The sequence below is a fragment of the Roseibium sp. RKSG952 genome, assembly GCF_009711355.1.
Genome location: NZ_SMMF01000955.1, coordinates 44,241 through 59,856 on the forward strand (window position 1 = coordinate 44,241; position 15,616 = coordinate 59,856).

Sequence of the window (15,616 nt, forward strand, 5' to 3'; positions counted from 1 at the left end):
GCGTGAGGATAACGAAAGTTGCGGTTATGGATTGGGACAAGCTTAGAATATTTCACGCAGTAGCTGACGCGGGCAGTCTGACTCATGCGGGAGACAAGCTGAATCTGTCCCAATCTGCAGTCAGTCGGCAAATTCGCGCACTGGAAGAATCACTGGATGCCACCCTTTTTCATCGCCATGCACGCGGCCTGATTCTGACCGAACAGGGTGAACTTCTGTTCGACGCAACCTCTGCCATGTCCAAACGATTGGATGCAGCTGCTGCGCGTATCCGGGACAGCGAAGATGAAGTGTTCGGCGTTCTACGCGTAACGACCACCTTCGGGTTTGGAACCCTTTGGCTGGCCCCGCGCCTTCCGAAGCTTTATGAGCAATATCCCGATCTCAACATCGACCTGATGCTGGAAGAGCGTGTTCTGGACCTTCCGATGCGCGAAGCTGACGTTGCAATCCGCATGAAAGAACCCAGCCAGGCAGATCTGGTGCGCAAACGGCTGATGACGGTTCAAATGCTGCTTTATGCGACCCGCGATTATCTGGACACCCATGGTGGCGCGCCTCAGACACTCGAAGACATCGCCAAGCATCGTTTGATCTGCCAGACCCCGTCAGCGCCTCAGGTTGGCGCTGGTGCCTCGATGGTGCGGCATCTCATGACCTGCAACCCAAGCTCGCTGCTGACCGTGAACAACTATTTCGGTGTATTGCAGGGGGTACTGCACAATCTGGGTATTGGTGTGCTGCCTGACTATGTGACCGAGGATTTTCCTGATCTCGTCCCGATACTTTCAGACATTGAAAGCGCCGATGTGCCTGTCTATCTCGCCTATCCCGAAGAATTAAGACATTCTAAACGTGTCGCCGCCTTCCGGGATTTCGTTCAGGATGAGATCATCGCGCACCGCAAACATTTGAGGCAATTGGGAAAACTCTAGCTATGCGCCTATGACATAGCGGACATGTACCAATGTTTGTGAAAAAATCTTGAACGTACATACAGTGATAACTAAATGAGCACTCGAAGGCGGTGATGCTGAAACGCTCATCATCTTCATACCTCCCTGTTGGACTACGGCCGAGCTTAGTGCTCGGCCTTTTTTTTCGTACTTTGTAGTTTCGAAGGTCGCACCATCCCAATTTCACTGGGAATTTCCCCCCGATATGGCTATGATGCGGGAAAATAAACAAATTTTCTGCCTTCGAGGGAAAGCAAATGTTCCACCCACTACGCCTTGTGCTGGCGTTGCTTGCCGCGATTTGTTTCGCGGTACCAGCGTTCGCACAGGTGCCATCAACCAGCACCTCCTCTTCCGCACCCGCTCCGGTCACCATTCCAGATGACCTGACGCCCGATCAGGTGGACGATCTCGTCGCCCGTATGTCTGACGATCAGGTCCGCTCGATACTGCTTGAACGGCTTGATGCTGTTGCGGCCAAACAGGCTCAGGCGCCTGCAAAGAAGGGTCTGGTAACGCGCGTCACCGAAACAGCCACAGCAATGGCTGCATCCTGGGTGGATGTAATCAGAAAGTTGCCGTCCCTTGTAACTTTGCAGATCGAAGCAATTACCAATTTTGGCAAGGCATTTGGCTCAAGCGGCTTAATGACCTTGTTCGGCTTTACCTTCCTGGCGCTGGCCATAGGTTTTGCCGCTGAAAAGATCGTTGGTATCTGGACACGTCGCTGGATCAAAGCCGTTCCGGGAGATGCCGAACACGATTTGCGCGGAGCAGTCATGTTCCTGATCAAACGTTTTTGCCGGGAACTGCTGGGTCTAGTGGTCTTCTACTACACGCTCGTCTTTGTTGGTCGTCAACTGCTGAACCCCGAGCAAATCGCACAGGTTGCTCCATTCGTATTTTTCCTGATTTGGTTCCCAAGGCTTGGCGCTGCAATTTCCCGTTTCGTGCTCGCCCCTGAAAGATCCGAACTTCGACTGGTTAACATCGACGATCATTGGGCCAAATACCTGCATCGCAACCTGATCGGTCTGTTCCTGCTGATCGGGTTCACCATGTTCATCATCCGCTTCAACACCCTCAACGGTGTCGAAATGGGCGAGACCCGACTGGGTTTCTGGCTGAACACATCGATCCATATCTATATCGGCCTGATTGCCTGGACCGCACGCAAAGGACTGAGCGACATGATGCGCGGCACCGATCCCGACCGGACCGAGTTTGATGAATGGGTAGCCGAATTTTATCCCTATTTCGCAATCGGCGTGTCCTTCGTCATGTGGTTCGTGGTTGAATATCTTGCAGCCACCAAAGACCCGCAACTGGTCGCGATGGCCGCCGAAGGTGCACACTTTGCGACAATGTTCTGGTTGCTGATCCTGCCAGCGCTCGACACGCTGATCAGAGGATTGGTACGGCATTTGCAACCGCCCATCATGGGACATGGCGCAATCGCTGAACGTGCCTACAAATCCACGAAACGCAGCTATATTCGCATCGGTCGTGTTCTGGCAGGTATCTTCATCGTTCTGATGATCGCAAATGCCTGGGACCTGGACCTGCAGGAAATCGCAGGCGCCGGAACTGATGCTGGCGGACGTGTGATCCAATTCTTCATCCTCGTTGCCTTCGGCTACATCCTGAACGAGGTCGTCTCACTCTGGATAAACCGTCGACTCGCGAAAGAAGAGACCGAAGGCCAAAGCCCGGATGAGGAAGCGGGCGAAGGCGGCGGTACAGGCGGTTCACGTCTGGCAACCGTACTGCCGCTGCTGCGCGTTACGGCACAGGTCGCAATTGCGGTTATCTTCGGCCTGCTCGCGCTAGGCGCACTAGGCATGGACATCACACCGCTGCTGGCCGGTGCTGGTATCCTTGGTCTGGCCATCGGTTTTGGTGCACAGAAGCTGGTTTCGGACATCGTAGGTGGTATTTTCTTCCTGATCGACGATGCCTTCCGTGTTGGCGAATACGTTGATGTCGGCGGAACCACGGGTACGGTCGAGAAAATCTCGATCCGTTCGATGCAATTGCGTCACCACCGCGGTCCGGTTCACACCATTCCTTATGGTGAGATTCAGAAGCTGACCAACTACAGCCGTGACTGGGTCATCATGAAGCTGAAATTCACTGTTCCTTTCGACACGGATCCGAACAAAGTGAAGAAGATCTTCAAAAAGATCGGTGCCGAGATGATGGAGGACGAAACCCACAAGGATGGCTTCCTCCAGCCGTTCAAGTCACAGGGCGTGTTCGACTTTGACGATGTCGGCATGATCATCCGCGGTAAATTCATGGCCAAACCCGGCAAGCAGTTCACGCTGCGCAAGGAAATCTTCAACCGGGTCAAAGCGGCCTTCAAGGAAAATGGCATCGACTTTGCCCGTCGCGAAGTGCGCGTTGCTATACCGGGCCTCGAAGAGGCTGAAAACCTGTCCGACCAGCAAAAGGCCGCAATTGGCGCGGCTGCAAGTGATGCGGTCAACAAGGAACAGGGACCAGCCTGACCCAACCAACTTTCAGGGGCAGCGGAGATATCTTCGCTGCCCCTTTTTCTTTTCGAATAAGGTAAAGTGCATGCGACCTCATGCCATTACTCTAGTTCTGCCAATTCTTGCATGCAGCGCGTCTGTCACCATTGCCGGTTCAGTCACGCTTGAGCCTAATGTCGATACTTTCGATGACGCACAGGAAGAAGAAACCGTAGGGTTTGGGAATGGCTCGGTCATCGTGGTTCCCATTCCCTTCTCAGATCCAACAATTGGTTCCGGGCTTACTCTTGCTGCAGGATATCTGTTCACAATTGATGAAAGTTCAAAACCTTCGCTGATTGGCTTGGCTACTCTGCGATCCAGCAATGGCAGCGAGGCTTATGGTGGCGCCGCAAATTTCGCCTTCGACAATAATCGCTGGCTGATCAAATCGCTCTATGCAAAGGCCAATATCAACTACGATCTCTTCACCCCCATCGGGCGTCTGCCGATCACCCAGGAAGGCGATCTTGGCCGGCTCGAACTGTCATACGGTTTCACACAAGATATTTCAGCAGGGATTGCGGTTCGTTATCTGAACACATCGATCAGCCCCGATGGTCTAGGCTTGCCACCTATACCGCCGCCATTCGATCGATTTCTCAATATGGAAATTGTCACCCCCGCCTTGGTGGCCAACTGGGATACCCGCGACGATACCATCTACCCAACAAAAGGGTTCAATCTCAACTTTGAGGCGTCACATAGTTACACGCTCGAGGGTATTACTGGTGATTACTCCAAGTCGTTCGTGAACTTCACCAAGTACTTCAACCCCATCCCCAATGGCGTTATCGCAGCTCGAGTATCAACGTGCGCGGCATCGCAAGAGACTCCGTTCTTTGATCAATGCTCGTTAGGTGGGACAGACGCCTTTCGCGGGTTCCCGGTGACCCAGTTCCTCGACTTTCGCTCAGCCTCGCTACAGGTAGAGTATCGCCATCAATTCACCAAGCGTATCGGCGCTGTTGCGTTTGGTGGTGTCGGTCAAACCGGCGACAGCTTTTCCGATCTCTCAGATGGTGGAACGCATTCCGCCTTTGGTTTGGGTGCACGTTATCGCGTGTCCAAGAAGTTCCCGGTTGATTTTTCAGTGGACTGGGCACGTAACAATCTGGATGAAGATCAGCTTTATGTTTATGTCGGACAGCGCTTCTGAAGGGGCTGCGCGCTCTTGACCCTTCCCACCGGCGCGCCCTTGCCCTAAAAGGCGCCCAAACTCGGCCACCTTGAAAACAGGACAGACCATGCAAGAGCCCGCCATCACACCGGATCTGATTGCTGCACACGGGTTGAAACCCGAAGAATACGATATGATCCTTGAGATCATTGGGCGCGAGCCGAGCTTTACCGAACTGGGCATTTTCTCGGCGATGTGGAACGAACATTGTTCCTACAAGTCCTCCAAGAAATGGCTTCGTACATTGCCAACTTCAGGCCCTCAGGTCATCTGCGGTCCCGGTGAGAATGCCGGTGTTGTCGATATCGGCGATGGTCAGGCCGTGGTCTTCAAGATGGAAAGCCACAACCACCCGTCTTACATCGAACCCTATCAGGGCGCGGCGACCGGCGTGGGTGGCATCCTGCGCGACGTTTTCACCATGGGTGCACGTCCGATTGCTTCGATGAACGCCCTGTCCTTTGGTGAGCCGGGTCATCACAAGACCCGCCAGTTGGTCAACGGCGTGGTCGAAGGCATTGGAGGCTATGGCAACTGCTTCGGCGTCCCTTGTGTCGGTGGCGAAGTTCGCTTCCACCCTGCATACAATGGCAACTGCCTCGTAAACGCATTTGCTGCCGGTCTGGCGGACAGCGACAAGATTTTCTACTCGGCAGCTTCTGGCGTTGGTATGCCCGTCGTCTACCTTGGCGCAAAGACAGGCCGTGACGGTGTTGGTGGTGCGACAATGGCCTCGGCCGAATTCGACGACACGATCGAAGAAAAGCGTCCCACCGTTCAGGTTGGCGACCCCTTCACCGAAAAACGCCTGATGGAAGCGACACTGGAGCTGATGCAGACCGGTGCCGTAATCTCGATTCAGGATATGGGCGCTGCGGGCCTGACCTGCTCGGCCGTTGAGATGGGCGATAAAGGCGGTTTGGGCGTACGCCTCGATCTGGAAACAGTACCGCAGCGCGAAGAGAACATGACAGCCTATGAAATGATGCTGTCCGAGTCTCAGGAACGCATGCTCATGGTTCTCAAGCCCGAACTTGAGGCCGAGGCCCGTGCGGTGTTCGTAAAGTGGGATCTGGACTTTGCCATCGTTGGCGAAACGATTGCCGAAGACCGTTTTCTGATCATGCACAACGGCGAAGTCAAAGCGGATCTGCCTTTGTCCAAACTCGCCTCGACCGCTCCTGAATATGATCGCCCGTGGGTGGCGACACCCCAGGCTGAAGAACTGGCAGAAGTACCTCAGATCGACCCGATCGATGGTCTGCGCGCCCTGCTCTCTTCACCAAACTATGCCGGCAAACAGTGGGTCTACGAACAGTATGACACTATGGTTATGGCGGACACAGCCCGCACGCCGGGTCTGGGCGCGGGCATGATCCGGGTACATGGAAGCGACAAGGTACTGGCATTCACGTCGGACGTGACGCCGCGCTATGTCCAGGCCAACCCTGAAGAAGGTGGCAAACAGGCTGTAGCCGAAGCGTATCGCAACCTGACAGCAGTTGGTGCCAAACCGTTGGCGACGACTGACAACCTGAACTTTGGCAACCCGGAAAAGCCAGAGATCATGGGCCAGTTCGTTGGCGCGATACAGGGCATCGGCGCTGCGGTTGCTGCTTTGGACATGCCAATCGTGTCAGGCAATGTCTCGCTCTATAACGAAACCGATGGACAGGCGATCCTGCCGACCCCGACCATTGGTGCGGTTGGTCTGCTGTCTCACACCGATGAAATCATTGGCAATGAAGTGCGTGAAGGTCACGTTGCGATGGTGATTGGGGAAACCAATGGCCATCTGGGTCAGTCCGCCCTGCTGGCCGAAGTTTTCAATCGCGAAGACGGCGATGCGCCGCATGTTGACCTTGAGGCCGAGCAGCGCAACGGCGAATTTATCCGCGCGAACCGCGACATGATCAAAGCCTGCACCGATCTGGGTGATGGTGGCCTTGCTTTGGCAGCGTTTGAACTGGCCGAAGCCGCCAAAGTCGGCATTCACCTGGATGACGCATCAACCGAATTCCTGTTCGGTGAAGATCAGGCGCGTTATCTGGTTGCCTGCAATTTTGATCAGGCCGAAGCGCTGATGATCGCCGCAGGTCAGGCAGGTGTTCCTTTGGTATCTGTGGGTCGCTTCACCGGTGACAGCGTCAAGATCGGCGCATCCGAAGCACCTTTGGAAGAGCTGACAGCAACCTTCCGCTCCAGCTTTGCCGAGGCCGTGGCCTGACTGCTGGAAACAGACAGCGAAAGCTCAATATCCTGCGCCTGATATACGGCGCAGGATTTGCTATTTCTGAGAGCACTGCACACCCTTGCACGGGCTCCTGCATCGCTCTACATCTTGATAAAGACCTTCAGGAGAAACCTACATGCCGATGAGCGCCCACGAAATTGAACACCTGCTGCGAGAAGCCTTTCCCGATGCGGAAATTCAGGTCGGCGGGCATGATGGTGTTCATATGTCTGCAATGGTTGTGGACGAGAGCTTTCGCGGGAAAAATCGGGTTCAACAGCAACGTGCGGTTTATGCAGCACTAAAGGGCAAGATGGACGGCCCCGATGGTGAGCTTCATGCGCTGGCATTGACAACGAAAGTGCCGGAGTGATGCAAACAGCGATGGTCATTGCTGGAATTCTAGCAGCTGTGATCCTCGTGGCCCTATTGGCACGCAGCAGAGCCAAATCAGATCCCAAACCGGAGCGTGGAATAGAACCCGGGCAAGGCGAGCAGCTTGTAAATGCGAGCTATGACTCCGGCGGAGGTGGTGGACACGGAATTGTGGTTCGTGTCCCCAAAGACCCTCAGGAGTATGCCAAAATCATGGCTCCGAATAAATGAGTTTATGGATGGTTTGGATATCAGCAATCGCAGCTTTGATAGTTGCCGCCGCGCTGATCGAGGCCTATCTGAAGCGCAACACCAAACGGCGGCTATCAGACATGCGTCCGGACCCTGAGGCTTTGAAACGCCGACCTTGGGAGCCTGACGGGGTTACGAAAGTTGCCGATATCGACAAGGTTCACAAAGCGAACCAGAAAATGGAAGAACGGAGTTCGCGGCAAAGCCGCCGATCCCTCTGACGAAATGACAGCCCGGTCATACGGGTAAGATTAAGGAAACGCGAAATGAGCGACGTTAAGACCCAAATCGACGAAACCGTCAAAGCCAACGATGTGGTGCTGTATATGAAAGGCACCAAGGAAATGCCGCAATGCGGGTTCTCTTCACGCGTGGCTGGTGTTCTGAACTATATGGGCGTGGACTACACTGACGTGAACGTTCTGGCCGATGAGGAAGTCCGCCAGGGCATCAAGGATTATTCCGACTGGCCAACCGTTCCGCAGCTTTACGTCAAAGGCGAGTTTGTCGGCGGTTGCGATATCATCACCGAAATGACGCTGTCCGGTGAGCTGGACACCCTGTTTGACGACAACGGTGTCGGCTACAACAAAGAAGCAGCCGACAAAATCCGTGAAGCTAACGCCTGATCAGGCATTACCGGCTGGTACATTCCTGATAAATGACCTGCTCATTGGCGGCAGATCCTGCCGCCTGATAGCTGATCGTAGCATTCCAGCCTTTGGAGCGAAGGATATATGTTCCGTCGCTCCCTACTGACTCATACCGAATGCCCGAACCGCTGGGTACCTGACGCATTGCCACCAGGCTGTTATCCACAATCAAGGCTGCTGCACCGGACCCGTCTGAGGCGTTGAAATAGCTTACTGGCACCGGCACATTGTTTTCACAGGTGAAAGTGACCGAGAGGATATCAATCTCGGCCAGCGCTGCGGTGGCGGGTACCGTCAACAGTGCTCCGCAGGCGATTGCGCGCAGTATGTTCATTTTGCAGATTTCTCCTCGACAACCGACGCCAGCGCCTCTGCCCTTGCGGCCAATTCAGCCAATGTATCGGTGACCGATGGCGGTACTACGGCAACTTCGACACGCTCGGGTTCAGGTGCGGGCGCATTCTTCAGGTTTGTCAGTTCAGCTTCGACTTCGGCCAGTTTGGATTCGACGGATTTGATACGATCCTCGCTGGCTGCTGCTTTGTCAGCCAGCATCAGACCCGCCATCAGCAGCATCCGTGATTCCGGCATGCGACCGATCTGGTCTGACAAGACCTGTGCTTCGTCGTCCAACATCTTGGCAGCAGATTGCAGGAACACCTCTTCGCCTTCCTGACAAGAGACTTCAAAGCCGCGCCCACCGATATGAATGGTTACCTCGGGCATTATTCCACCTCTCCTTCAGCCAGATTGGCATGGGTCAACAATGGCTCCAGCCGCGCCAGAACAGCGTGGGCTTCGGCTGCGTCTGTTGCACGTGCAGCCCGGGTCGCCTCAAGCTCGGCAACGGTCGCGCGGTTCAGCAATTCAGCATCCGGCACACCATCTTCGGCTGCGGCACGCAATTCCTCAACCGCTTCGCGCAACTGATCGTTCGCCTTGCGCAGTCGCTGCAGATCGTCATCAAGGCGAGACATCGCCGCGCCGTGGCTTGCGCGTTCGGCCCGCAGCATATCCAGTTCTGCGCTTAGCTCCGCAACCCTTTCGCTGTCGGCAAGCTCAGACCGAAGCTTTGCAATTTCGGTTTCCAGCTCCTCTGCCTTACCCGCAATTGGCTTGAGTTGTTCCAACTCTGCCCGCAACGGTGCAGGATCTTCGGCGTTTTCTTGTTCGGCTCGCAGCGATTCAATTTCGGCTTTGAGCGCCGTAACTTCATCACGATCTTCCAGTGCTGCCTTAGCCTCGACCAAGTCGGCCCGTGCAGCCTCAACTGCGGCCAGCTTCTCGGCGGCTTCAGCAAGCTGTTGACGCAAGCCATCGGCCTCGGCGCTATCTACCGGTTGCGCCCGCAGTGTCTCGATATCGGCGCGCATCGCGTCGATTTCCTGATCGTGTCTTTCTTTCAGGGATTTGAGGCGTTCTTCTAACTGAGCATTCGCGACCCGCTCTTCATCAAGTGCTGCGCGCAGTTCCTGATCCTGATTTCTGCCAGCGGGGGCCGCCTCACCCAATGCCTCGACGCCCGAACCGATCCGCTCCATGGCGGCTACTATACGGCGCTGTAGTTCCTCGATCTGACTCATGCCCCTGTCACCTCTTTACCAAGGTTCATTCTGTTGCTCGGTTGGCCGAATCGAATCCAGCCCCGCTCGTCCCTAGTCTAACGGAATGTTCCGGAAAATACCCACTCTTTGCTTTCAAGTACTTGAGCACCACTGTTGAACCAAGGACGGCGTGTCACGCCCGGTTCTGCTTGCACTTTGAGGGTTGGATGGTATTGAGCGCGCAATCTGCCTGTAATCCAAAGGAACAACACCCGTGGACCTGACTGCGCTGCGTACTGCCAACCCCGAACACTGGGACAAGGCTGCGGCTATCCGCACCCTGACCCTTGATGCTGTTGCCGCTGCTAATTCCGGCCATTCCGGCATGCCGATGGGCATGGCCGATGTTGCGACCGTGCTGTTCGAAAAGCACCTGAAGTTTGATGCATCGGCCCCGAACTGGCCTGATCGGGATCGCTTTATCCTGTCGGCTGGCCATGGTTCGATGCTGGTCTATTCGCTGTTGTATCTCACTGGCCACGGCGACGTTACTCTGGAAGAAATCAAAAACTTCCGTCAGTTGGGCGCCAAAACTGCAGGCCACCCCGAGAACTTCCTGGTGGATGGCATCGAAACCACGACTGGCCCGTTGGGTCAGGGCATTTCCAACGCCGTCGGCTTTGCCATGGCCGAGGAAATTCAGCGCGCGCATTACGGCAAGAAGGTCGTTGACCACTTTACTTACGTGATTGCAGGCGACGGCTGCCTGATGGAAGGCGTCAGCCAAGAGGCGATCACCCTCGCCGGTCGTCACGAGCTGAGCAAACTGATCGTCTTCTGGGACAACAACAACATCACCATCGATGGAACAGTTGATATCGCCGATCGTACGGACCAAGTTCGTCGATTTGCAGCTTCAGGCTGGCATGTCATCGAAATCGATGGCCACGACCCCAAGGCGATTGATGCGGCGATCATCCAGGCTAAGAAATCCAACAAACCGACAATGATCGCATGCGAGAGTCACATTGCTCTGGGTCACGCTGCGCAGGATACGTCGAAAGGCCACGGTGCACTGACCGATCAGGACCAGCTGAAAGCTGCCAAAGACGGTTATGGCTGGCCGCATGACGCGTTTGAAGTACCGGCCAACGTGAAATCAGCATGGGAAGCCATCGGAGCCCGTGGTGCGTCCGAACGCGCTGCCTGGGAAGAGCGTTTCGCGCAGCTATCCGAGCGCAAGCAGGCCGAGTTCAACCGCGCTTATGCGTTTGAAGCTCCCAAGAAACTTGCAGGCGTCATCCGCTCGTTCAAAAAGCAGATGTCGGAAGATCAACCGAAACTGGCCACCCGCGCATCGTCTGAGAAGGTTCTGAACGTCGTGAACCCGATCATGACGGAAACCGTAGGCGGTTCGGCTGACCTGACCGGTTCGAACAACACGAAGTCTTCGGATATGAGCGTGTTCCTGCCCGAAAACCGCAAGGGTCGCTATATCCATTACGGTATCCGCGAACATGGCATGGCAGCCGCGATGAACGGCATGGCGCTGCATGGCGGCATCCGCCCCTATGGCGGTACGTTCATGGCCTTCACCGACTATGCGCGTCCATCCATGCGTTTGGCAGCACTGATGAAGGTGCCGTCTGTCTTCGTCATGACCCATGACTCGATTGGTCTGGGTGAAGACGGCCCGACCCACCAGCCAGTCGAGCATCTGGCGATCTCGCGCGCAACGCCGAACACCTATGTGTTCCGCCCAGCAGACACCGTTGAGACCGCCGAAGCATGGGAACTGGCGCTGACCTTCAAGAACTGCCCTTCCGTCCTGTCACTGACCCGTCAGGGTGTGCCGACCGTACGGACCCAGCACAAAGCCAAGAACCTGACCGCACAAGGTGCCTATGTTCTGGCAGAGGCCGAAGGTAAGCGTCAGGCCATCCTTATTGCCACCGGTTCCGAGGTGTCCTTGGCGATGGAAGCCAAGGCTATGCTCGAAGCTGAAGGCATCGGCACCCGCGTTGTTTCCATGCCCTGCATGGAATTGTTCGCACAGCAGGACGAAAGCTATCGCAAGCGCGTTCTGCCCGGTGGTCCGGTCCGCGTCGGCATCGAGGCCGCCGTCCGCGCCGGAGGCTGGGATCGCTGGCTTCTGGGTGAACGCGGCCGCGAAGCCAAGGCTGGTTTCATTGGCATGTCGAGCTTTGGTGCATCCGCCCCCGCTGGCGAGTTGTACAAGCACTTTGGCATCACAGCCGAGGCGACTGTTGCCAAGGTTAAGGAACTGCTAGGCTAAACCCGCGTTTCGCAGGCAAACTAGGCTATAGAAAGCCCCGGTCACGACCGGGGCTTTTTTAATGGATGCATTACTTGTCAGACAAAGATGATGACGGATTGCATCCCGTCTACCACAAGCTCTCCGTCCGTATTCCACATCCGCATCACTTGCGAGCTATAGCCATCTCGACCAGCAGTCAGTTGGTTTTCCATCAGCCACCAGCCGTCGTCGGTTTGAACCGTCTCGGACAACAGGTTCACCATCCAGTTCATCGACGAATTCGCGCCCGGCTTTGTCAACAGCGAGAAAATACTCGGCGGCAGCACATCGGCCAGCGCTATCAACCCTTCGATTCGATCCCGCATTCGTTCATCTCTGTGACGAGCCCAGACCCGTACATACCCGCTGTCTGAACCGGTGAACGGTAGCGCCCCCTCGATAAGCCGAACATCAAAGTTGTTAAAAAACGGGATCGGTCCTTTGGTGACGCCGGGCGGCAGATAACCGGGGGTATCCTCTGGCGCCGGGCTGGGTATGGGCGGACACGCAACCGAGACCAGGCTTTGTTGTGCCGCACCGAACGAGAAGGTTCCCATCGCCGCTGTCTTTCCACCAATGTCGGCCCGAGCGCTCAGCGTGGTGACATTGCGACCTTGTCTCATCATCTCGGTTTCGATGGACGGCCCTTCGCCAATAGGAGCCGTAAAATTGATCAGGGCCGAGCGAAGCGGTGGCAGATCGAGATGCTGTGTACGCGCAGCGTTAAGCAACATAGCGGCAGTAAATCCGCCAAAACTCGTACGTCCCTGCATCCAGTTCGGCGGCAAGGGACATTGGACGCGCCCCTCGCTGCATTCTACAGCATCAAGGGCGTCCGAAAGGGTGCATTCGGTCATGGGACTCTCAATTCTTCAGGTCACGCCGAGCATAAGAACACGGCATGACCTGGACATCTGTGACCTTGCGTCAGTGCTTTTGAGAGTCGCCCGATATGCTGCTCAGGAGCGGTGCGATGAGCTTTGTGGCCACTGGAATCAGAACCATCCCCCAAGCCAGACCAAAAATGCCGTCCATAGTGGCTTTGGACACCCATTCCACAACTGCAGTCCACTGATCCGACACGGAATGCCCGATGGCATAGGCCCAGTCGTGTATGTGGTGGCCCAACCAGCCAAAACCCAGCACTTCCATTCCGTGAATGATGATCGACCCACCAACCCACAGCATCGCAGCGGTTCCGACGATCGAAAGCACTTTCATTACAGCTGGCATCGCCTTGACCAACCCGCGCCCCAAACCACGCCCTATCGGTGTAGGTGCGTTATTCGCCAGGTACAGCCCGACGTCATCCATTTTCACGATCAACGCAACAGACCCGTACACTGCCAGCGTGACCCCGATTCCAACGACCGCCAGTGTTGCTGCCTGCATCCACAGATTCGGAGCTTCAATGGCCGCCAGCGCAATTGTCATAATTTCCGCAGACAGGATAAAGTCGGTCTTGATGGCCCCCCTGACCTTTTGCTCTTCCAGATGGCCGGGATCGCGCACATTCATGTCGTCTTCGATCACGTGACTGCCATGCGGAAACAGTACGTGAAAGATCTTTTCGGCCCCTTCGAAACATAAATAGGACCCGCCGATCATAAGCAGAGGTGTTATCAGCCAGGGGGCCAGGTTCGCCAATAGCAAGGCGACCGGAAGCAACAGGATAATCTTGTTGAACAGAGATCCGCGCGCAATGCGCCAGATGATCGGCAGCTCGCGCGCTGGCGCAAATCCCTGAACGTATTTTGGGGTAACGGCCGCGTCGTCAATAATCACACCGGCTGTTTTCGCCCCGGCCTTACCTGCAGCCGCGACCACATCGTCAACGGACGCCGCCGCAACCTTGGCTATCCCTGCTACATCGTCCAACAGGGCCAACAAACCGCTCATGGTGCTTCCTTTCCTTTCACCTGCCGCATTCGGAACCTACCTGATCCAACGCTTAGCGCAAGCGTTAGCGCAACCGGCGCAGGTTTGCGCTAACACCTTAAAAATATGCCACTTTTGCCCTTTTGAGATTGTCAATTCGCGGCTATATGGCCTGCAAAGCAAGCGCATTTGGAGACGTCTGATGACCATCAAGGTCGGTATCAATGGTTTTGGCCGCATCGGCCGCTGTACCCTGTCGCACATCGCGGCATCGGCTCGCAACGACATCGAAGTGATCAAGGTCAATGCAACCGGGCCCTTGGAAACCTCGGCTCATCTGCTGAAATATGACAGCATACATGGTCGTTTCCCGCGTGACGTATCCATCAATGGCAACACGATGGATTTGGGCCGCGGCCCGATGGAGATGTTCTCGACCTACGACATGAACGAGCTGGATTGGGATGGCTGCGACGTCGTTCTGGAATGCACCGGCAAATTCAATGATGGTCATAAAGCCAAAACTCACCTTGACCGCGGCGCCCAGAAGGTTCTGCTTTCGGCCCCGGGCAAGAATGTAGACAAGACAATCGTCTTTGGTGTGAACCACAATGACCTGACCACCGAAGACAAAATGGTGTCTAACGGTTCGTGCACCACCAACTGCCTTGCCCCGCTTGCCAAGGTATTGGACGAAGGCATCGGTATCGAGCATGGCATCATGACCACGATCCACGCTTACACCGGCGATCAGCCGACCCTGGACCGCCGCCACAGCGATCTGTACCGCGCCCGTGCTGCTGCTATGTCGATGATTCCAACCAGCACCGGCGCTGCCAAGGCACTGGGTGAAGTACTGCCGAACCTGAAAGGCCGCCTCGACGGATCGGCCATCCGGGTCCCTACCCCAAATGTGTCCGCTGTTGACCTGACCTTCCGCGCGTCGCGTGACGTCACCGCAGAAGAGGTGAATGCAATCGTTCAGGATGCAGCACAAGGTCCGATGCAACGCGTTCTGGGATACGAACCCGCACCACTGGTTTCGACCGATTTTAATCATACCGAAGAAAGCTCGATCTTTGCGCCGGATCAGACCCGCGTTGTTGACAATCGCATGGTCCGGGTTCTGGCCTGGTATGACAACGAATGGGGCTTTTCGGTTCGTATGGCTGATGTAGCCGTCGCAATGGGTCGTCTTAACTGACATCAGCTTGATTGCTTGAACAGCATTGCCCGCTCAGGTTATCTGGGCGGGCTTTATTGTTCGGGGCCGTAATGACCAACCAACTCGCCATCTGGCTCGGAATTTTAATTCTTGGCGGGTTCATGCTCGACTATGCACTCTATGGGACCGAGCATTTATTGTTCCTTGGAAAGAAGTTGTACGACTTTCTTGACTGGCTGGCCTTCTGGCGCTGACAGAGGTTTTGCTTGACTTTTTCGCTCACCTGATTTTGTTAGCGCTAACTGATCATGAAACCGAAGCCGGACGGCTATTCAGACGGAGCGCAAAATGACACTGAAACTGGCAATCAATGGCTTTGGACGTATCGGGCGAGGCGTACTGCGGGCCGTAATGGAATCCGGGCGCCAAGACGTAGAGATCGTTGCGATCAACGATTTGGCCAAACCTGAAATGAACGCCCATCTCTTCGAATTCGATAGTGTTCATGGACGCTATAAAGATACGGTCA

At 55.5% G+C, this 15,616-nt stretch carries 16 protein-coding genes; 11 read left to right on the plus strand and 5 right to left on the minus strand.

Features of this window, described 5'->3' with window-relative positions:
• Window positions 1-26 precede the first annotated feature (26 nt).
• The 7 genes from E1297_RS36805 (at window position 27) to grxD (ending at window position 8,159) form a co-directional block, all read left to right on the plus strand.
• On the plus strand, window positions 27-935 hold the full coding sequence (locus E1297_RS36805; RefSeq protein WP_155147021.1) for a LysR family transcriptional regulator: 909 nt from the start codon (window positions 27-29) through the stop codon (window positions 933-935).
• Between the two features lie 278 nt (window positions 936-1,213).
• Window positions 1,214-3,466, plus strand: coding sequence for a mechanosensitive ion channel family protein (locus E1297_RS36810; protein ID WP_155147023.1), 2,253 nt, complete (start codon window positions 1,214-1,216; stop codon window positions 3,464-3,466).
• Between the two features lie 70 nt (window positions 3,467-3,536).
• Window positions 3,537-4,649: a BamA/TamA family outer membrane protein gene (locus tag E1297_RS36815; RefSeq protein WP_196223485.1), complete on the plus strand. Its 1,113-nt coding sequence runs from the start codon at window positions 3,537-3,539 to the stop codon at window positions 4,647-4,649.
• 88 nt (window positions 4,650-4,737) lie between these two features.
• The gene (purL, locus tag E1297_RS36820) at window positions 4,738-6,897 is read left to right on the plus strand and encodes a phosphoribosylformylglycinamidine synthase subunit PurL (protein ID WP_155147027.1); all 2,160 of its coding nucleotides are present in this window, start codon (window positions 4,738-4,740) and stop codon (window positions 6,895-6,897) included.
• A gap of 142 nt (window positions 6,898-7,039) precedes the next feature.
• Complete coding sequence (locus tag E1297_RS36825) at window positions 7,040-7,276, plus strand: BolA/IbaG family iron-sulfur metabolism protein (protein WP_155147029.1); 237 nt, start codon at window positions 7,040-7,042, stop codon at window positions 7,274-7,276.
• A 241-nt stretch (window positions 7,277-7,517) separates the two neighbouring features.
• Complete coding sequence (locus E1297_RS36830) at window positions 7,518-7,751, plus strand: hypothetical protein (RefSeq protein ID WP_155147031.1); 234 nt, start codon at window positions 7,518-7,520, stop codon at window positions 7,749-7,751.
• Window positions 7,752-7,796: 45 nt separating this feature from the next.
• Window positions 7,797-8,159, plus strand: coding sequence for a Grx4 family monothiol glutaredoxin (gene grxD, locus E1297_RS36835; protein ID WP_155147033.1), 363 nt, complete (start codon window positions 7,797-7,799; stop codon window positions 8,157-8,159).
• Between the two features lie 7 nt (window positions 8,160-8,166).
• Here the strand turns inward: grxD and E1297_RS36840 are convergent, their stop codons facing one another.
• From E1297_RS36840 to E1297_RS36850, 3 genes are read right to left on the minus strand one after another with little or no spacing between them, the layout of a single operon-like run.
• Entirely contained in the window at window positions 8,167-8,517 is a 351-nt protein-coding gene (locus tag E1297_RS36840) for an MliC family protein (RefSeq protein ID WP_155147036.1), read from the minus strand.
• Entirely contained in the window at window positions 8,514-8,909 is a 396-nt protein-coding gene (locus E1297_RS36845; RefSeq protein ID WP_155147037.1) for a cell division protein ZapA, read from the minus strand. The genes E1297_RS36840 and E1297_RS36845 overlap by 4 nt, the downstream gene beginning before the upstream one ends.
• Window positions 8,909-9,766, minus strand: coding sequence for a hypothetical protein (locus tag E1297_RS36850; RefSeq protein ID WP_155147039.1), 858 nt, complete (start codon window positions 9,764-9,766; stop codon window positions 8,909-8,911). The genes E1297_RS36845 and E1297_RS36850 overlap by 1 nt, the downstream gene beginning before the upstream one ends.
• Before the next feature lie 235 nt (window positions 9,767-10,001).
• On the opposite strand from E1297_RS36850, the gene tkt reads away from it, so the two are divergent.
• Window positions 10,002-12,023, plus strand: coding sequence for a transketolase (tkt, locus tag E1297_RS36855; RefSeq protein WP_368669802.1), 2,022 nt, complete (start codon window positions 10,002-10,004; stop codon window positions 12,021-12,023).
• A gap of 77 nt (window positions 12,024-12,100) precedes the next feature.
• On the opposite strand, the gene E1297_RS36860 is transcribed toward tkt, so the two are convergent.
• A complete protein-coding gene (locus E1297_RS36860; RefSeq protein WP_155147041.1) occupies window positions 12,101-12,901 on the minus strand; it encodes a thioesterase family protein in 801 nt (266 codons plus the stop codon).
• 70 nt (window positions 12,902-12,971) lie between these two features.
• Window positions 12,972-13,943 (minus strand): DUF808 domain-containing protein, encoded by a 972-nt coding sequence (locus E1297_RS36865; protein ID WP_155147043.1) that lies wholly within the window; start codon window positions 13,941-13,943, stop codon window positions 12,972-12,974.
• A 181-nt stretch (window positions 13,944-14,124) separates the two neighbouring features.
• Here E1297_RS36865 and gap point away from each other — a divergent pair, with 181 nt between their 5' ends.
• From gap to E1297_RS36875, 3 genes are all read left to right on the plus strand, one after another.
• Complete coding sequence (gene gap / locus E1297_RS36870; RefSeq protein WP_155147045.1) at window positions 14,125-15,126, plus strand: type I glyceraldehyde-3-phosphate dehydrogenase; 1,002 nt, start codon at window positions 14,125-14,127, stop codon at window positions 15,124-15,126.
• 71 nt (window positions 15,127-15,197) lie between these two features.
• The gene (locus E1297_RS49300) at window positions 15,198-15,341 is read left to right on the plus strand and encodes a hypothetical protein (RefSeq protein ID WP_196223486.1); all 144 of its coding nucleotides are present in this window, start codon (window positions 15,198-15,200) and stop codon (window positions 15,339-15,341) included.
• A 94-nt stretch (window positions 15,342-15,435) separates the two neighbouring features.
• On the plus strand, window positions 15,436-15,616 hold a 181-nt coding region (locus tag E1297_RS36875; RefSeq protein ID WP_244328016.1), incomplete at its 3' end, for a glyceraldehyde 3-phosphate dehydrogenase NAD-binding domain-containing protein.